This window comes from Dyadobacter tibetensis Y620-1, from assembly GCF_000566685.1.
In the GTDB taxonomy this organism is placed as follows: domain Bacteria; phylum Bacteroidota; class Bacteroidia; order Cytophagales; family Spirosomataceae; genus Dyadobacter; species Dyadobacter tibetensis.
The window spans coordinates 77,042-93,864 of sequence record NZ_AZQN01000002.1; the positions used below are offsets into that span (position 1 = coordinate 77,042).

Here is a 16,823-nt window from a genome sequence, read left to right on the forward strand (position 1 = left end):
AGGGGGAAATAATTTCGGTGTTAAAATTAAATTTTATGGTTTCTTTCTCGTCGTGTCTTTGGAAACAGGTTTCTTAGGAGGGCCCGGCAAAATCACCTTATTTATAAAGTTTGCCTGAAGCATTCTCGTTTCCAGTGCCTTATTAGAAATGGTACCTCTTAAATATTTTTCTATCACCAGGTTGGCTATGGGAGCCGCGGCGGAGCCTCCTGCTCCTGCATATTCCACAAATACCGCTATGGCTATCTTAGGATTATCGGCGGGTGCGAAGGCGATAAAAATGGAATGGTCGTCTCCCACCCTATTTTGTGACGTCCCTGTCTTGCCAGCAATGGATATCCCCTCTACCCTTGAGCGCCGAGCTGTTCCTGACTCTACGGCTCCAATCATTCCCTGGATCACCGGATCGAAATGATGTGGGGCAATACCCGTTTCACGACGATTGGTAAAGGTCGTGTCAATTCTTCTGCTCTCTCCCACCCCGGCCACCACATGAGGCGTATAAAAATAACCTCGATTAGCGATAATAGCAGCCACATTTGCCATTTTGATGGGAGTAATCAAAAGCTCCCCTTCTCCGATACTCAGAGAATAGATATTAGAAAATTTCCATCGCCCCTCTCCTATGATTTTGTCATAGTATTTTTTGTTGGGCAGATTCCCCTTATACTCGCTAGATACATCTACACCCAGGCGCTGGCCTATACCAAATTTACTTACATAATCATACCACCGTTCAAGGCCATATGCCGATGCCTTATAGGTATTTTTTATATCATTATTATAGACAATCCTTCTGAATACATTATAAAAATAAGGGTTACAGGAGTGGGTTACGCCCATGGAGACCGTACCCGTATAGGGGTGATTATGACATTTGATGGGCGAGCCAGCATGAGAGAAACCACTGGATGGTGAAATAACGCCTTCCTGAAGGCCTACCAGTGCCTGTATTAATTTGAAAGTAGATCCTGGCCTGTAACTCGCCATAACGGCCCGGTTAAATAGCGGTTTGTATGGATTACGTGCCAGTGCAGCAAAATTTTTGGAGAAATAGCGACTTGCTAGAATATTAGGGTCGTAAGAAGGCGCACTGACCATGGCCAGAATCTGCCCGGTCTTAGGCTCAATGGCCACCACACTCCCTACCTTATTGATCATGAGGCTATCGGCATATTGCTGAAGATCCAGATCTAGCCCGGTATATAAATTTTCGCCAGCGACAGCCATGGTATCCAGGATTCCCCCCTTCCATGGGCCCTTGTAAACACCATTTACATTCTGCATCACAAACTTAATTCCCCGTCGCCCCCGAAGTTGCTCTTCATATATTTTTTCTATTCCATTTTGGCCGATATAGTCCCCTTGTCGGTAATATTTCACTTCCTGTTTCTCAAGCTGGCCTCCGGTAATCTCACTTACATAGCCTAAAGTGTTCGCTAAGGTTGGGGCTGTATAGGTCCTTAATGAGCTTTTAACGAACTCGAAACCGGAATAATCCACCATAATATCTTGAATGGAGGCAAAATCTTCCTTTGAGAGCTGCCTCAGAAATAACGAAGGTTTGTTCCGGCTATAGGAGCTTGCCGCCTGCATCAGGCTGTCAAACTCAGAACGCTCCAACCCCAGCACCTTACAAAAGCGCAAGGTATCGGCTACTTTAGCCTTGTTAGGCGTTACAACCAAATCGTAAACGGGGGTATTATAAACGATCAGCTTTCCATTGCGATCATGAATCTGTCCTCTGAAAGGGATTTCAATTACCCTTTTTATGGAGTTACTAGAGGACTCAATGGAATAGCTTTCGTCTAAAACCTGTAAGTAAAACAGCCGTAACAGGTATATTAATCCTATTAAAGCAAAAAATCCTATGATGACAAAGCGACGATTTTCAAGCATTCTGCACTAACTATTCCAATTCTTCCAAAATTAAACCAATTACCTAATAACAACAAACTTATCTGCGGCTTCGTCACCTGAATATGTTTTCTATGTTTATATTTATTGCTAATCCATCCAATATTTCCCTGTATAATGGTCGTAGCCGCTGGAGAGGTTAAGCCTTTTCGGACCTTGGAACTACCATTACGACCCTTTCTTTATCAACTACCACAGCCCCGTCGGGCAGACCTTTCGGCTTCCTAACGAATTTTTTCGGCGTAACGATTACAGGACAAAGCGACTCATTTTTTCTTTTGGAATAAAATGCGGCAATTTCTGCGGCACGTTCAATTACCAGGTCCGGAAAGTTTTTCCCTGGCTGGTATTTGATTACCACATGACTTCCTGACACATCACGTGCATGCAGCCACATATCCTCCTTGAAGGCATACTGTTTTGTTAACAGGTCGTTATTTTTCGCATTTCTCCCGACAAGTATAGTAAAGCCCATAAAATCCAGCTTTTTAAATAGGGCAACTTCTTCCGTCATATTGGCCTTGCTTCCCGTGAGTTGCTGATTTTTGATATAAGCCCTTAACTCCCGCAATTGCTCTATACCTTCAATAACGGAGAGGTGCATTTTTAATTCTTCTAGTGCTGCCTGCCTTACCGTGATACTATCATTCAACTTTTCCAGTTCAATTTTTTCATTTTTGGCTTTCCGATAGTAGCCTTCGGCATTTTTTTGGGGACTATAGTCTTTTTTTAATTTGACAATTATATTCTTGTCTCGATAAAAGTCGTATAATTCCACAGATTCAGCCCGGGCAGGAATGGCATGCAGATTAGCCATGATTATATGGCCAATCTCTTCATTTTTGACTGCACTTTCCAGTTTCACCAATTTGTTAAACGTATTTTCCAGGTAGTTTTCAGTCTGGGTAATCCGTTTACGAAGAATCCTGATGATCTCTCCTTTTTCCTTTTCAATTCCATTCAGGCGTACTTGCCGTAGATAAAATTGGTTAAGGGCCTCTACAGGGTCTGCTATAATCTGGGGTTGTTCTCCAAGGGGCAATAAAGACAAGGTAGGATTGAGGTCCAATGTGCTCAGATAATACTGATCCCGATCAAGGTCCTCTAACAGCGATTGTATTTGCGCCCATTTCTGCTCAGGGCTGGTGAGCCCCTGAAGTCGTAAGGTCAAAACTGAATTAATTAATTTCCCGAATGTGGGAAACAGGACTTTATGGTCCATATCTGCTTCCAGATATGCCTCGAAAGACTGATCAAGGGGGCGATCCAGGTTACTTAGAGCAACTTCCTGATCAGCAATCAACTTATTATTAAACAAGCTGGTGACGTTTTCACTTTCATCAAAACCGATCAGATTGGAGCGGTTTCCAAACATTTTTAAGACCAGAACGACTCCTGATTCAAAGTCCAGACGAATGGCTCGTTCATTAAGACATACCCGTGCCTTCTGAAGCTTTTGGCCTTCAAATTCAGTAAATAGGTTCACACTATTCCGCCGGGCCCGGTCGAACTTTTCCGGAAAACTCAGACATGAAAAGTCGGGCCTCAAGGTTAACTTAATAAAAAATGGAGCACTTAGTGATTCTCCTGGCGGCAAAGAATCAAAAACGATTAGCAACTCATTTTTTTCCTGGCTAAAAGCCTCAATAAAATAATACCCCGCCAAATGCTGATGTAATCGGGGGGCTAGTTTTTTTAAAAAATAATAGTTTTGGTGCAAAATAATGAAATTGAATTTCTATAATTATTAATCTTTCAATTTAGATTCCAGTAGGCTTATCTCCTTTTGAACCCGGTCAAGCAGACCATGCTCACTAAGCCATGTATCGTCAAAGTAAGTGTTAAGGTATCGCTCACCTGAGTCGCAAATCAAAGAGACGATAGAACCTTTTTTCCCTTCAGTTTTCATTTGTTGAGCCAAGGCCATCACTCCACAAAAATTTGTTCCTGTGGATCCACCTACCCGTCTGTTAAGCAACTTTGAAAGGACACGCATGGCAGCAAACCCGGCGCAGTCGGGTATGCATAGCATATGGTCTACAATAGACGGAATAAAAGAGGGCTCAACCCGGGGTCGTCCGATCCCCTCTACCCTGGATCCTCTTTCGGAAGTTACCTGATCATCACCAGATTTCCAGTAAGGATAAAATACGGAATTTTCCGGATCCACCACGCAAAGCTGGCAATCGTAGCGCTCATAGCGTACAAATCGCCCGATAGTGGCGGAGGTCCCACCGGTTCCAGCCCCCACTACAATCCAGGAAGGGATGGGGTAACGCTCTCTTTCCATCTGTCGAAAGATCGACTCCGCAATATTATTATTACCCCTCCAGTCAGTCGCACGCTCTGCAAAGGTAAACTGATCCATAAAATGACCTTGCTGTTCATCCGCTATGCGCCTGGAAACGGAATATACTTCGGAAGGATGGTCTACAAAATGGCAACTGCCTCCATAGAACTCTATAGCCTGAACTTTGTCGGTACTCGTTGACCGAGGCATTACGGCAATAAATGGCAGCCCTAATAGCTGAGCAAAATAGGCTTCTGAGACTGCAGTTGATCCGCTGGAAGCCTCAATAATCGGCGTATTCTCCGCTATCCATCCATTGCAAAGGGCGTAAAGAAACAGAGAACGCGCCAGACGATGCTTGAGACTACCAGAGGGATGGGTAGACTCATCTTTAAAGTAAAAATCTATATCTGGAAAGGACGGCAAGTTAAGTAAGATCAGATGTGTGTCTGCCGACCTTTGGTAGTCTGCCTCAATGATACCTACGGCAGAAGCCACCCAGTCGCGACCATGCTGGTTATAATTCATATAAGTTGATGATAAATAAAGATGGAAAGGGGATCAAACCAATCTTCTGGCAATTTAACGGAATTGATGCATAACTTATGCTATTTGCCTCCATATTATTGATAGTGGAAAGGTACTGCTAAGGATAGTTTGTAATAAACCATCCTGACCGATGTAACCACTTTACTTAATCTTTCCTTGAAATTTAATTTTTCTACAGTTCAATTTTACTATATTGATGCCGAAACTGAATATTGACTACCTAATTTGACACTAAATAAACGATGTTACAAGCTAGAAATCTGTATTTCGCTATTGCCATTGCCCTTGGTTGCAACCTGTTATTTTCCTGTAATACCAGCAATAAGCCAGATAGTGGCCTGGAGTCGGATTCCCTAACCAATCATATTGCCGACTCTTTGGAGATGGATTCGCGTACCCGGGACAGATTGCTGTATTTTGCAACCTTAGACTCGGTATATCAATCTAACCCCCGCAATGTATTATCAGCCCTGTTACTGGGGAATGAAAGGGCGAGTCAGAAAACCGATTTTGTCCTCAAATCCCAGGAGACCATTCCGGACACGGCACTTCGTCGCAAGCCTTTTCTGATATTAACAGATATCGATATGCCCAAATCGCTTGAAAAGATATTCGATCTGAATGAGTCGATGTTTATGCAGGTTTCCAGTCCGGCCGGACTGACCAATCCTAAGCAGATGGCGGTAATGGAGTATGCCGTCCAATATGCAGGCACCAAGGTCATTTTGATTCTGGCCCATAACAACAGCAGAATTATAGGTGCCGCTTGTGATAATGTTCAAACTGGGCTCTTCCCGTATATTACCAAGGAGCTTCAGAATGCGATGACTACCGCTCAGGAATTTGCCGATCGGTCGTCAGCAAACAAGGATTTTGTTAATCATGTCGCTCAAAACCAGGCTCAAATCTCACTCAATCTAATATTAGCCCAGAGTCCTCAACTTAAAAACTGGGTATCCGAAGGGAAAGTCATCATTAAAAGTGCGTATTATAATCATTCAACAGGTGTCGTTTCCCTATTACAAGACAATAACCCACTCAATACTCTGACTAAAAACTAAAACGTATGGCTTTGCTTTTAAATGCGGAGGGCATGTTTCAACTCCCTCTTAGCAATCCAGTACTGATATTTTCATTGGTTCTGTTTATTATACTTTTTGTACCCCTCCTTCTCAACAAGCTTAGAATCCCCTACGTTATAGGCCTCATCCTAGCTGGAGTGGTAATAGGAGAACATGGAGCTAATCTGCTTCGTCGCGATAGTAGCATCGTACTGTTCGGTACGGTAGGCCTTATCTATATCATGTTTTTGGCGGCATTGGAAATAGACATGAAAGAGTTCAAGAAAAACAGCTCGAAGAGTCTGGTTTTCGGAATTTTCACCTTCCTTGTCCCTATGATTGTGGCCACGCCAGCGGCACGTTACTTATTGGATTTCAGCTGGATGTCCAGTATCTTATTTGCCAGTATGTTAGCCTCACATACCCTCATTGCCTACCCTGTGGCCGCACGCTTCAATGTTCATAAGATCATGTCAGCGACCATTGCTGTTGGAGGAACAATCATCACCGATATCCTTTCACTTTTAGTTTTGGCGGTAATTGCAAAAATGAGCCAAGGCGATATTACTCAGGCCTTCTGGGTACAGCTGAGCATTTCCGTAGTTATTTTCGCCCTGATCGTTTGGTTTATATTTCCCATCATAGCTCGGTGGTTTTTCAAACGCTTCGACGATAATATCAGCCAGTATATCTTTGTTTTGGCAATGGTTTTCCTCGGCGCATTCCTTGCCGAACTGGCAGGAATTGAAGCTATCATTGGAGCCTTCCTGGCCGGGCTGGCACTTAATCGGCTAATACCACACCACTCTCCCTTGATGAACCGCATCGATTTTGTGGGCAATGCCCTATTCATTCCCTTCTTCTTGATCGGAGTAGGGATGCTGGTCGATTTGAAAGTCCTTTTTAAAAGCCTGGATTCCCTTAAAGTAGCTGGGGTAATGACTGCGGCCGCCTTATTGTCTAAATGGCTGGCCGCCTTTATAACCCAGAAAATTTATAAAATGAACGCCCATGAACGAACCCTTATATTTGGCCTTAGCTCTGCCAGGGCAGCTGCTACTCTGGCTACTGTATTGGTAGGATATAATATTATCCTGGGGCAGAATGAATTAGGGGAGCCCCTGCGTCTACTCAATGAAGATGTGCTGAACGGATGTTTGATCATGATCTTAATTACTTGTTCCGTGTCTTCGGTGGCAACAGCCAAGGCATCGGCTAAACTGGCTCAGGAACGAGACAAAGGGAAGAAAGACAGTACGGATAAGGACACGAGAAACATCCTGATCGCCGCTTCCAAGGCGGAAACTATAGATCCGATGACAGAACTCGCTTTACTGATGCAGCCCAGAAAGTTGGAACAGAATATATATGTACTTTCGGTGATCAGCTCTGACACGGACGATCGGGAGGCCGAAGAACGTAGGCTGAAAGCCTACCAAGATCGAATGGTCGCCACCGCTGCCGCTACAGATGTTATCCTGAATACACTTATCCGTTATGATGTCAATTTCGTATCGGGCATACAGCACACCTTAGAGGAGAAGAGAATTCATGAGGTGATCATCGGCCAGGACAAAAGCAAATATGATGGCTATTCGGCCACCGGGATTAAATCGCAGCGCCTACTCGACCGCTGTTCCCAGATCATATACCTGATACATGGGGTTCAGCCTCTGAACACTCTGCATAATATGACCGTTGTTTGTCCTGATCAGGCCGACCTGGAACCCTCGTTTATTATATTGATGGAGCGAATTACCACTATAGCCCAGCAGCTTAACTGTGACATACATTATTATAGTACTTCCAGAACCCTCGAAGCCGTTAAACGTCTGAATGAAAGAATGAAAGGTCCTGAGGCTATATATACAGAATTTGAGAACTGGAATGACTTCCTGATACTTTCCAGAGAAGTGAAGGCTGAAGACTTTTTTGTAATTATGTCGGCCAGGCCTGGAAATGTTAGTTACCACGCTGGTCTGGAAGAGGTGCCCCGACACCTGGCAAAATATTTTGGCAAATACAATTATTTGTTAATGTACCCCGATCAACGCTCTGATTTCTCCCAGAGCCCTAGCCATGAGTTTGAAAGAACCGGAGAGTTCCTCCAACAAGGTATCACCCAGCTAGGTAAAACGGGGGACAAATTAATTAAAAATATATTACGACCCGATTGAGCAGCCTCTGCCATGGGGCTGTGGGAAGGTTTATTATTCGTATGAATATGAGCGGGGATGCGCCCAGGTCGAAAGCCAAGGGCCTATTGCCGCTCATTTCTATGATGCCCCCCATGGAGTTGTGGGCTGGATAAAGCAGTTTCGGCCGGGTTAAACTGTTACAGGACGATTTCCATACCATCGTATCCAAGGCGTACATTTGAAGGGAGTTCCTTTTCCACTTCGGCATGTAGCCCTAGCTTATGGCTCATATGGGTGAGGTAGACCTGTGGAATTTCTAACTTTTCTATCAATGCCAAAGACTGGGATAGGGTAAAATGAGAAAGATGAGGCTGTTTTTGAAGGGTGTCCAGTACCAGGACTTTGGCCCCCTTTATTTTCTCCTGTTCGGCTTCAGAGATAAAATTAACGTCGGTAATATAGCAGAAGTCCGCTATGCGGAAGCCAAAAACAGGGAGCTGGTGATGCATGACCTCGATGGGCGTTATGGTCACTTGCTGAATGGCGAATGCTTTGTTCTGAATGGGATGGGTTTCGAACTGTGGTACTCCCGGGTAGCGATATTCGGAGAAGGCGTAGGCGAATTCGGTACGTATCTGATCGAGGACCGTCTGCCGCCCGTACAGTGGTATATCCATACCCTGCAAATGATTGAAGGCCCTGGCATCGTCCAGACCCGCCGTATGATCCTTATGCTGGTGAGTAAATAAAATGGCATCCAAATGTTTAACCCCCGCACGTAACATCTGTTGCCTAAAGTCGGGTCCGCTGTCTACTACCAGCGATACGCCTTGGTATTGTATCCATACAGAGACTCGGAGCCGTTTATCCCTTGGATCCTTGGACTGACAAACGGCACACTCGCAGGCGATAACGGGTATCCCCTGCGAAGTGCCTGTTCCTAATAGGGTAACCTTCATGCAACCGCTACTTATTCTGTCAAATGAGCCACTACCTCTACCAAGCGGTCGAAGTTCAGAGGTTTCATTAATGCGTCGTCGAAGCCAGCCTCTTTAAAGTCTTCTTCTGAATAATTTTTTGCGTTTCCAGTGATGGCTACAATAGGAGTTTTGGCCTTTTTGGTATCGGACAGTCCACGAATGGCACGGGCACATTCCATACCATCCATAATGGGCATATTAATATCCAATAGAATAATATCGAAATCTTCTTTTTCCAATAATTGTAAGACCTGCTCTCCGTTTTTCACTGAAGTGATTTCGTAGTGCTGAAATTCAAGAATCTTCCTTGCCAGGTTTTGTATTACGGAACTATCTTCGGCAATGAGAACGCGTTTTGTGTAGGACATATGTAGAATCAGGTATTGGTTTTAAATATTTGCCGGCTCAATTTAAAGATAATTCATTCAACTACCCAAATCGATGACACTTCTGGATCAAAATTAGGACAAAAAAGTAAATAAATTATCTATTGCTTCCCAAACCTCGAATTGAAATGTAAGTTTGCAAAAAATCAATGCCTATTTAATCCTCATTATGTTTAAAAATAAACTCATCCGCTACAGCACTATAGCCATGTTGCTAGCCATATTGGCCTTCTTTTTCGTAGAGAATTTCACATCTCCCAAAAGCGGAGACCCCACCGATGAGCTGATTGCAACCAACCCAGCCGCCTATATCGACGAAGTGATGAAGAAAAGAGCCGCTAAAGACGAACTCTTCCGCTCAGGAGAAGACTCTCCTATAGAAGATAAGGAGGCCTTTCATGGGATTCATTATTTTAAAGTTAACCCTGAATATCGGGTAAAAGCCAATATTTTGCCATACACTGGTGACGATAGAATTCTCAAAATTAAATATACCGACGGTACCGAAGATGAATATGAGCGTTATGGATATGCTCAATTCCAGATCAACGGCCAGGATCTTAGGCTTTTGCTTTTAAAGAACGAGGGCTCATTATCTATTCTCTTCCGGGACGAAACTAGCGGAAAAGAGACCTACGGAGGTGGCAGATACCTGGACTACCCTATTACCGATGTAAAAAATAACGTTCTGACCATCGATTTTAACGAGGCCTATAATCCTTATTGTGCCTATCAGGAAAGTTATGCCTGCCCTGTACCACCTAAGGAGAACACCTTGCCCATAGCCATATTTGCCGGGGAGCAATATGAAGCAGCCATGCATTAATCTCCCCCAGCAATACTTTAGGCCTGGATGCGCTTTGCTAAAAACTATAGATCTCGCTTTGCATGGCTTTAAGGGTAGAATAGCTATTTTTGCAAAAAATTAAATAACAAAAAAAATTCAAGATAAATCGCTGCGACATTCTCCAGGTTGTGAAAGCACCTATAAAGAAATGCTCACAACGGCAGTACTCTGGCTTAGAAATATAAATTCATGAAAATCTCATATAAGTGGTTAAAAGAATTCGTAGAGTTCACAGAATCACCAGAAGAAATAGGTAAAATATTGACCTCTACCGGCCTGGAGGTAGAAGGTATCGAGGAAATTGAGTCCATTAAAGGCGGATTAAAAAATGTAGTAGTAGGAAAGGTATTGACCTGCGAAAAACATCCAGAGGCTGATCGTCTTAAATTAACAACCGTGGACGTGGGAGGCCCTGCTCCCTTGTCTATCGTATGTGGGGCCCCAAATGTGGCCGCAGGACAAAAGGTGGTAGTGGCTACCATCGGAGCCGAACTTTACCCTACCGGAAGTGAAAATGCCCTCGTAATTAAAAAGTCCAAAATCAGAGGTGCCGTTTCAGAAGGGATGATCTGCGCGGAAGACGAACTTGGTATGGGGCAATCCCATGACGGAATATTGGTGCTAGATGCTGAGGCCAGTATAGGGACACCTGCCTCGGACTTTTTTGGAATTACATCAGACTTTCAGATCGAAATTGGCCTGACGCCTAACCGCGCCGATGCAGCTTCTCATCTGGGGGTAGCCCGGGACTTAAAGGCTGCCTTAGGCCTACCTTTAACCCTTCCAGATATCAGTTCATTTACTATATCCGATCCTAGTGAACCAGTAGTAGTGAGCATAGAAAATGAAGAGGCTTGTCCCCGTTATGCAGGTTTGACCATTAAAGGTTTACAAGTGGGTGATTCTCCGGCATGGCTGCAGCAGCGTCTGCAAACCATAGGGGTCCGAAGTATTAATAACATTGTTGATATTACCAACTATGTCCTACATGAGCTGGGCCAACCCTTACATGCCTTCGACCTGGCGGAGGTAAAAGGGAACCGTGTAATCGTAAAAACGGTGGACGACGGAACGGAGTTTGTTACTTTAGATGAACAAACCCGTAAGCTCGCCGACCATGATCTTATGATCTGTAATGCGGAGCAGCCCATGTGTATTGCCGGAGTGTTCGGTGGATTCACCTCAGGGGTATCACAGAAAACAACCGATATTTTCCTGGAATCGGCGTATTTCTCTCCTGCATGGATAAGGAAAACGGCTCAACACCATGGATTGAAAACCGACTCTTCATTTCGTTTCGAGAGGGGTACGGATCCTAATATGCCAATTTTCGCCTTAAAACGTGCCGCCTTACTCATAACAGAAATTGCCGGAGGCAAGGTAAGTTCCGAAATTACGGACACCTATCCCCAGGTAATTGAAGATAGCCAGATCCCCGTATCCTATAGGAATATAGATCGACTCATAGGCAAAGCGCTGGGCGAAGACACCATCCAGAATATCTTACGGGCACTGGACATAGAGGTAAAGGATGCAAACGGGGCTGGCTTTACGGCCATCGTGCCCCCCTATCGCGTCGATGTCCAACGAGAGGCAGACATAATTGAGGAAATTCTGAGGATATACGGTTTCGGGCAGGTAGAACTTTCTGAGGCATTGAGTTCCAGCTATATATCTGAGTTTCCCACCAAAGATCCGGAAAAATTAAAGAACAGAATTGCTGAACTCCTGGCGGCGACAGGATTTATTGAAACCATCAATAATTCTCTTACCAAGCCTGAATGGCAGGCTTCACTGGGTGAAAGCATGCCGGGAGAAGCAGTGCAGATCCTAAACTACCTGAGTGCCGACCTTTCCGTAATGCGACAGACCTTAATTTTTTCGGGTCTGGAAGTGGTAGCGCATAACGTTAACCGCCGTCAAAAAGATTTAAAGCTCTTTGAATTCGGGACCATATATTTCAAAAAAGGAGATAAAACCCATGAAAAAGAGCAGTTAGCATTGTTTTTGACTGGAGATGCCAAGGCGGAATCATGGATTGAACCCTCCCGAGCAGTGGCATTTCATGACCTTGCTGCTGTAGTAACGAAGGTGCTGGCGATGATGAAGGTGGCCCAGGTAGAGCAGCAGTCCGCCGATTCGGCGATCTTCCAATATGGATTGACCTACCTATTGAATAAGAAACCTCTGGTTAGCTTTGGCCTGGTAAAACCTGCCGTTGCAAAACTTGCAGATGTTAAGACAGCCGTATTCATGGCAGAATTTGACTGGGATTATCTTTTCAAGCAATATGATAGCGCTGTGGCCTATAAGGAAGTTGCCAAATTTCCAGAAGTACGCCGTGACTTATCAGTGGTCGTAGATAAGCATGTTACTTTTGAGCAGCTTCAGCAGCTCGCTCGCCGGACCGAGAAGCAATTATTACGTTCAGTGAACGTTTTTGATGTTTATGAAGGTGCTAATCTAGGGGGCAGGAAATCGTACTCGATGAGCTTTATTTTACAAGACGAACAACAGACGCTTACAGATAAGGTGATCGATAAGACCATGCAACGATTTATATCGACCTTTGAAAGAGAGTTACAAGCCACTATTCGGAAATAATCCTACATTATAAAGGTCTTGCTTTATACGGTAGGCTTCGACTTGACTGGGGAATATTTAAGCTTAAATTACAACCATTATGTAGGTCATGGATCCAACTCGAGCACGCATACTTGAAAAGAAATTGTCAGAATTTGAAAAGAAACTGGCCATTTTAATCAATATAAAAGAAAAACTGGATTGGACTGTAAATGAACTACAAAGGGAAAATGAAGGCTTACGAAAGGAGAACCTTAAGTTAACAGAAGAAACAAAAAATTTAAAGAAAAAATACAGTACTTTAGAAAAAGACTTTAATAAGTCTAAAAGTTTCGCTAAAATTGTCACCAGTAAACTGACACCAACAGCCGGTATGGCCGATCTGAAAGCAACAGTTGAACAATATATAGAAGAGATAGATAAGTGCATATTAATGCTTGAAGATACCTTATGAATAAAGGAAGTATTTCGAATCCTGATGTTTCTGTTTTCATCAAATTCATGGACAAAGGCTTCAAACTGAGTGTCCCTGCGGACCAGGAGAAGTTTTATCGTGAAGGGTATGAGGTATTTATAGAACGTGTAGAACAGCATAAATCAAAAAAAAACGGATATGATGATATCGAGGCAATAGGACTGACAGCCATAGAATGTTTGGTAGCACTACAGCGGATACGCGAACAAATGGAAAGCCTTTCGGAGGCGTTTCAAGGGCGAGTGGAAAGGCTTGAGGAGTCGGTTACCAATGCTATTGACCGTTGAGCCCCAATAATAGAAGGATATATTTTCTAATTATAATGCAGCGATCATTCTAAATATTTAAAATCTCTTACTGGTTCAAACAGTTTTTTCAGCTCGACATATAATAGGCTTTTAGTCGGTTTAGTCCAACTATTTGTAAACACTATTTAAAATGTCAAGTTCAATTATTTTTATTCTACTACTGTCCGTAATCATCGCTGTAGGCGTTGGTATTTTTGCGGGCAAATACATATTCAGGAAATCTTTCGATGAAAAGGAGAAAGAAGCCATGGATAGGGCAGCTGAGCTTATCAAAAATGCTGAAGGGGCTGCTGAAAACATCAAAAAGGACCGTATTCTGGAAGCTAAGGAGAAATATCTCCGCTTGAAAACCGAATTTGAGGAAGATGCAAATAAAAAACGCAACTTACTCCAATCGAACGAGCAAAAGTTAAAGCAGCGCGAGCAAAATCTCAATCAGACTATTGAGCAAAACAAAAAGCGTGAAAACGAATTAGAAAATTTAAAAAATACCCTAACCTCCCAGTTAGAAATCGCCCATAAGAAGAAAGAAGAGGCTGAAAGACTTCTTCAGCAGCAGGTTTCGCAATTGGAAAAAATCGCCAATCTTACAGCGGAACAGGCACGAGAGCAGCTCGTGGATGCCCTTAAGGCTGAGGCAGACACCCGCGCCGGATCTTATGTGAAAAGTGCTATGGAAGAGGCCAGACTCACGGCAACCAAGGAGGCTAAAAAGATCGTAATTGAAACCATACAGCGCACTGCTGCCGAGCATGCGATTGAAAACTGCGTTTCCGTATTTAACATCGAAAACGACGACATCAAAGGAAAGATAATCGGTAGAGAAGGTCGTAATATCCGTGCCCTTGAAGCTGCCACCGGAGTAGAAATCATCGTAGACGATACACCAGAAGCAATTGTTATTTCCGGGTTCGATCCCGTGCGTCGTGAAATTGCCCGTTTGTCTCTACATCGCCTCGTTCAGGATGGAAGAATTCACCCTGCCCGCATCGAAGAAGTAGTCGCTAAGACCCGAAAAAACATCGATGATGAGATTGTTGAAATCGGTGAGCGGACGGTAATAGACCTGGGCATTCATGGACTGCACCCTGAGTTGGTAAAGATGATCGGACGCATGCGCTTCCGCTCTTCCTATGGTCAGAACCTGTTACAACACTCCCGGGAGGTGGCCAAGCTATGTGCTACTATGGCCGCAGAACTGGGCTTGAATACCAAGCTTGCTAAGCGTGCCGGACTATTACATGATATTGGAAAGGTATGGCCCGAGGAATCGGATCTTCCTCATGCTATTTTGGGAATGGAACTGGCCAAAAAATATAAGGAAAACCCAGAGGTTTGCAATGCCATAGGTGCCCACCACGATGAAATAGAGATGACCAGCATGTTATCTCCAATTATTCAGGTATGTGATGCCATTTCTGGATCACGCCCCGGAGCGCGGCGCGAGATGATGGAATCTTATATTCAACGTTTGCGAGACCTGGAAAATATGGCCTTAGCCTTCGATGGAGTGGAGAAATGCTACGCTATTCAGGCAGGACGCGAACTTAGAGTAATTATCGATTCCGAAAACGTTTCGGATGAAAAAGCGGGAATGCTCTCTTTTGAAATTTCTCAAAAAATAGAAAAGGAAATGCAGTATCCAGGGCAAATCAAAATCACGGTTATCCGTGAGATGCGCTCAGTGGCCTATGCACGTTAATCGAAAAACTTGATATGACTTACTCGAAGCTTACCAGTTCGCAACGATTACAGATCGGAACCCTCGGCGAATTAAAACAAGCAGGTTATCAGTCCATAAGTGTAAAAGAAGAGCTGCGTAGCAATCTTATTACCCGCCTCAAAAATAAGGAGGAGAACTTTCCGGGAATCTGGGGCTACGAGGAAACGGTGATTCCGGATGTAGAACGGGCTATCCTTTCCATGCATAATATTAACTTTCTTGGCTTACGGGGTCAGGCTAAGACCAGAATCGCCCGAATGATGGTGAATTTGCTGGATGAATATATCCCTTATGTCAGCGGTTCCGATTTGCATGATGATCCCTTGCAGCCTATATCGCACTATGCGTTGGCTGCAATTGAATTGCATGGAGACAGTACCCCTATCAGCTGGCTGCATCGCAAGGAGCGTTATACGGAAAAATTAGCCACTCCGGATGTTTCTGTTGCCGATCTGATCGGAGATGTAGATCCCATAAAAGCAGCAACCTTAAAGCTTCCTTATTCTGACGAAAGAGTCATCCATTTTGGTTTGATTCCCCGATCACATCGTGGAATCTTTGTGATTAACGAATTACCTGATCTTCAGGCTCGAATTCAGGTAGCTTTATTTAATATCCTCCAGGAAGGAGATATACAGATTCGTGGATTTAAAATTCGATTGCCCCTGGACATACAATTCGTGTTTACAGCCAATCCTGAGGACTACACTAACCGCGGAAGCATAGTGACGCCCCTCAAAGACAGAATTGAAAGCCAGATAGTTACCCACTACCCCAAATCGATAGAAGTTGGTCTTAAGATCACCAGCCAGGAAGCTTCTATAAAGTCTCAACAGAAAGAGATGGTTGTAGTAAATGATCTGGTCAGAAATCTGATCGAACAGATCGCTATGGAGGCTCGCGAAAGTGAATATGTCGATGCTAAAAGTGGTGTGTCTGCCCGACTGACCATTTCCGCCTATGAGAGCCTTATCAGTACGGCCGAAAGACGAGCATTGCTCAACGCCGAGGATACCACCCACGTTCGTGTCTCAGATTTATATGGGGTGGTTGCGGCCATTTGCGGCAAGGTTGAGCTGGTGTATGAAGGAGAGGTTGAGGGGCCGGTTATAGTAGCCCAGAATCTTATAGGAAAGGCTATCAGAAGTCTATTCTTACAATATTTCCCCGATCCTGAGAAAGCCAAAAAGAGTAAGTCTAATCCTTATGAAAAAGTGGTGGAGTGGTTTAGCACGGGACATACCATGGAGATGCCCATGGACCTTACGGATCGGGAGTATGCCGCCCGTTTGCGTACCATAGAGGGGCTCGACGATTTCGTGGATCAAATAAACCTTATATCAGATGAGTCTAACCGATTATTTATGATGGAATTCGCCTTACATGGTATGGCTGAATTCTCTCTGATTGGCAAGCAGTCGCTGGATGAAGGTATCAAGTTCCAGGATCTGGTGAGCAGCATGTTTTCTGGCCCGGATGATGATGATGAAGGGTACGATTTCGATGATGACCAGGACGACCAGGACCGTTATTAAACGATATCTATAACATAAAAGCCCGGCTGCA

The 16,823-nt window shown here is 44.1% G+C and carries 13 protein-coding genes; 8 read left to right on the top strand and 5 right to left on the bottom strand.

The annotated features are described in order from the left end of the window. Positions 1 to 33: 33 nt before the first annotated feature. From mrdA to X939_RS0103970, 3 genes are all read right to left on the bottom strand, one after another. A complete protein-coding gene (gene mrdA / locus X939_RS0103960; protein ID WP_025761969.1) occupies positions 34 to 1,899 on the bottom strand; it encodes a penicillin-binding protein 2 in 1,866 nt (621 codons plus the stop codon). 157 nt (positions 1,900 to 2,056) lie between these two features. Then, complete coding sequence (locus X939_RS0103965) at positions 2,057 to 3,637, bottom strand: NFACT RNA binding domain-containing protein (protein ID WP_025761970.1); 1,581 nt, start codon at positions 3,635 to 3,637, stop codon at positions 2,057 to 2,059. A gap of 27 nt (positions 3,638 to 3,664) precedes the next feature. Next, positions 3,665 to 4,735: a PLP-dependent cysteine synthase family protein gene (locus tag X939_RS0103970; RefSeq protein ID WP_025761971.1), complete on the bottom strand. Its 1,071-nt coding sequence runs from the start codon at positions 4,733 to 4,735 to the stop codon at positions 3,665 to 3,667. Between the two features lie 263 nt (positions 4,736 to 4,998). On the opposite strand from X939_RS0103970, the gene X939_RS0103975 reads away from it, so the two are divergent. Together X939_RS0103975 and X939_RS0103980 are read left to right on the top strand one after the other, a co-directional pair. Further along, a complete protein-coding gene (locus X939_RS0103975) occupies positions 4,999 to 5,817 on the top strand; it encodes a carbonic anhydrase (protein ID WP_025761972.1) in 819 nt (272 codons plus the stop codon). 5 nt (positions 5,818 to 5,822) lie between these two features. Next, entirely contained in the window at positions 5,823 to 7,994 is a 2,172-nt protein-coding gene (locus X939_RS0103980) for a cation:proton antiporter (RefSeq protein WP_044198477.1), read from the top strand. Between the two features lie 158 nt (positions 7,995 to 8,152). On the opposite strand, the gene X939_RS0103985 is transcribed toward X939_RS0103980, so the two are convergent. Further along, positions 8,153 to 8,914, bottom strand: a complete 762-nt coding sequence (locus X939_RS0103985) for an MBL fold metallo-hydrolase (protein ID WP_025761974.1) — start codon at positions 8,912 to 8,914, stop codon at positions 8,153 to 8,155. Between the two features lie 11 nt (positions 8,915 to 8,925). Further along, a complete protein-coding gene (locus tag X939_RS0103990) occupies positions 8,926 to 9,303 on the bottom strand; it encodes a response regulator (protein WP_025761975.1) in 378 nt (125 codons plus the stop codon). A 187-nt stretch (positions 9,304 to 9,490) separates the two neighbouring features. On the opposite strand from X939_RS0103990, the gene X939_RS0103995 reads away from it, so the two are divergent. The 6 genes from X939_RS0103995 (at position 9,491) to X939_RS0104020 (ending at position 16,792) form a co-directional block, all read left to right on the top strand. Next, positions 9,491 to 10,147 carry a DUF1684 domain-containing protein gene (locus tag X939_RS0103995; protein ID WP_025761976.1) on the top strand — a complete coding sequence of 219 codons (657 nt, stop codon included), beginning with the start codon at positions 9,491 to 9,493 and terminating at the stop codon, positions 10,145 to 10,147. A 210-nt stretch (positions 10,148 to 10,357) separates the two neighbouring features. Then, positions 10,358 to 12,772: a phenylalanine--tRNA ligase subunit beta gene (pheT, locus tag X939_RS0104000; RefSeq protein ID WP_025761977.1), complete on the top strand. Its 2,415-nt coding sequence runs from the start codon at positions 10,358 to 10,360 to the stop codon at positions 12,770 to 12,772. 88 nt (positions 12,773 to 12,860) lie between these two features. Then, on the top strand, positions 12,861 to 13,205 hold the full coding sequence (locus X939_RS0104005) for a hypothetical protein (protein WP_025761978.1): 345 nt from the start codon (positions 12,861 to 12,863) through the stop codon (positions 13,203 to 13,205). Beyond that, positions 13,202 to 13,513, top strand: coding sequence for a cell division protein ZapA (locus X939_RS0104010; RefSeq protein ID WP_025761979.1), 312 nt, complete (start codon positions 13,202 to 13,204; stop codon positions 13,511 to 13,513). The genes X939_RS0104005 and X939_RS0104010 overlap by 4 nt, the downstream gene beginning before the upstream one ends. Positions 13,514 to 13,664: 151 nt before the next feature. Continuing rightward, a complete protein-coding gene (gene rny, locus X939_RS0104015) occupies positions 13,665 to 15,236 on the top strand; it encodes a ribonuclease Y (RefSeq protein WP_025761980.1) in 1,572 nt (523 codons plus the stop codon). 14 nt (positions 15,237 to 15,250) lie between these two features. Further along, positions 15,251 to 16,792, top strand: a complete 1,542-nt coding sequence (locus X939_RS0104020; RefSeq protein WP_025761981.1) for a magnesium chelatase ATPase subunit I — start codon at positions 15,251 to 15,253, stop codon at positions 16,790 to 16,792. The last annotated feature ends 31 nt before the right edge of the window (positions 16,793 to 16,823 follow it).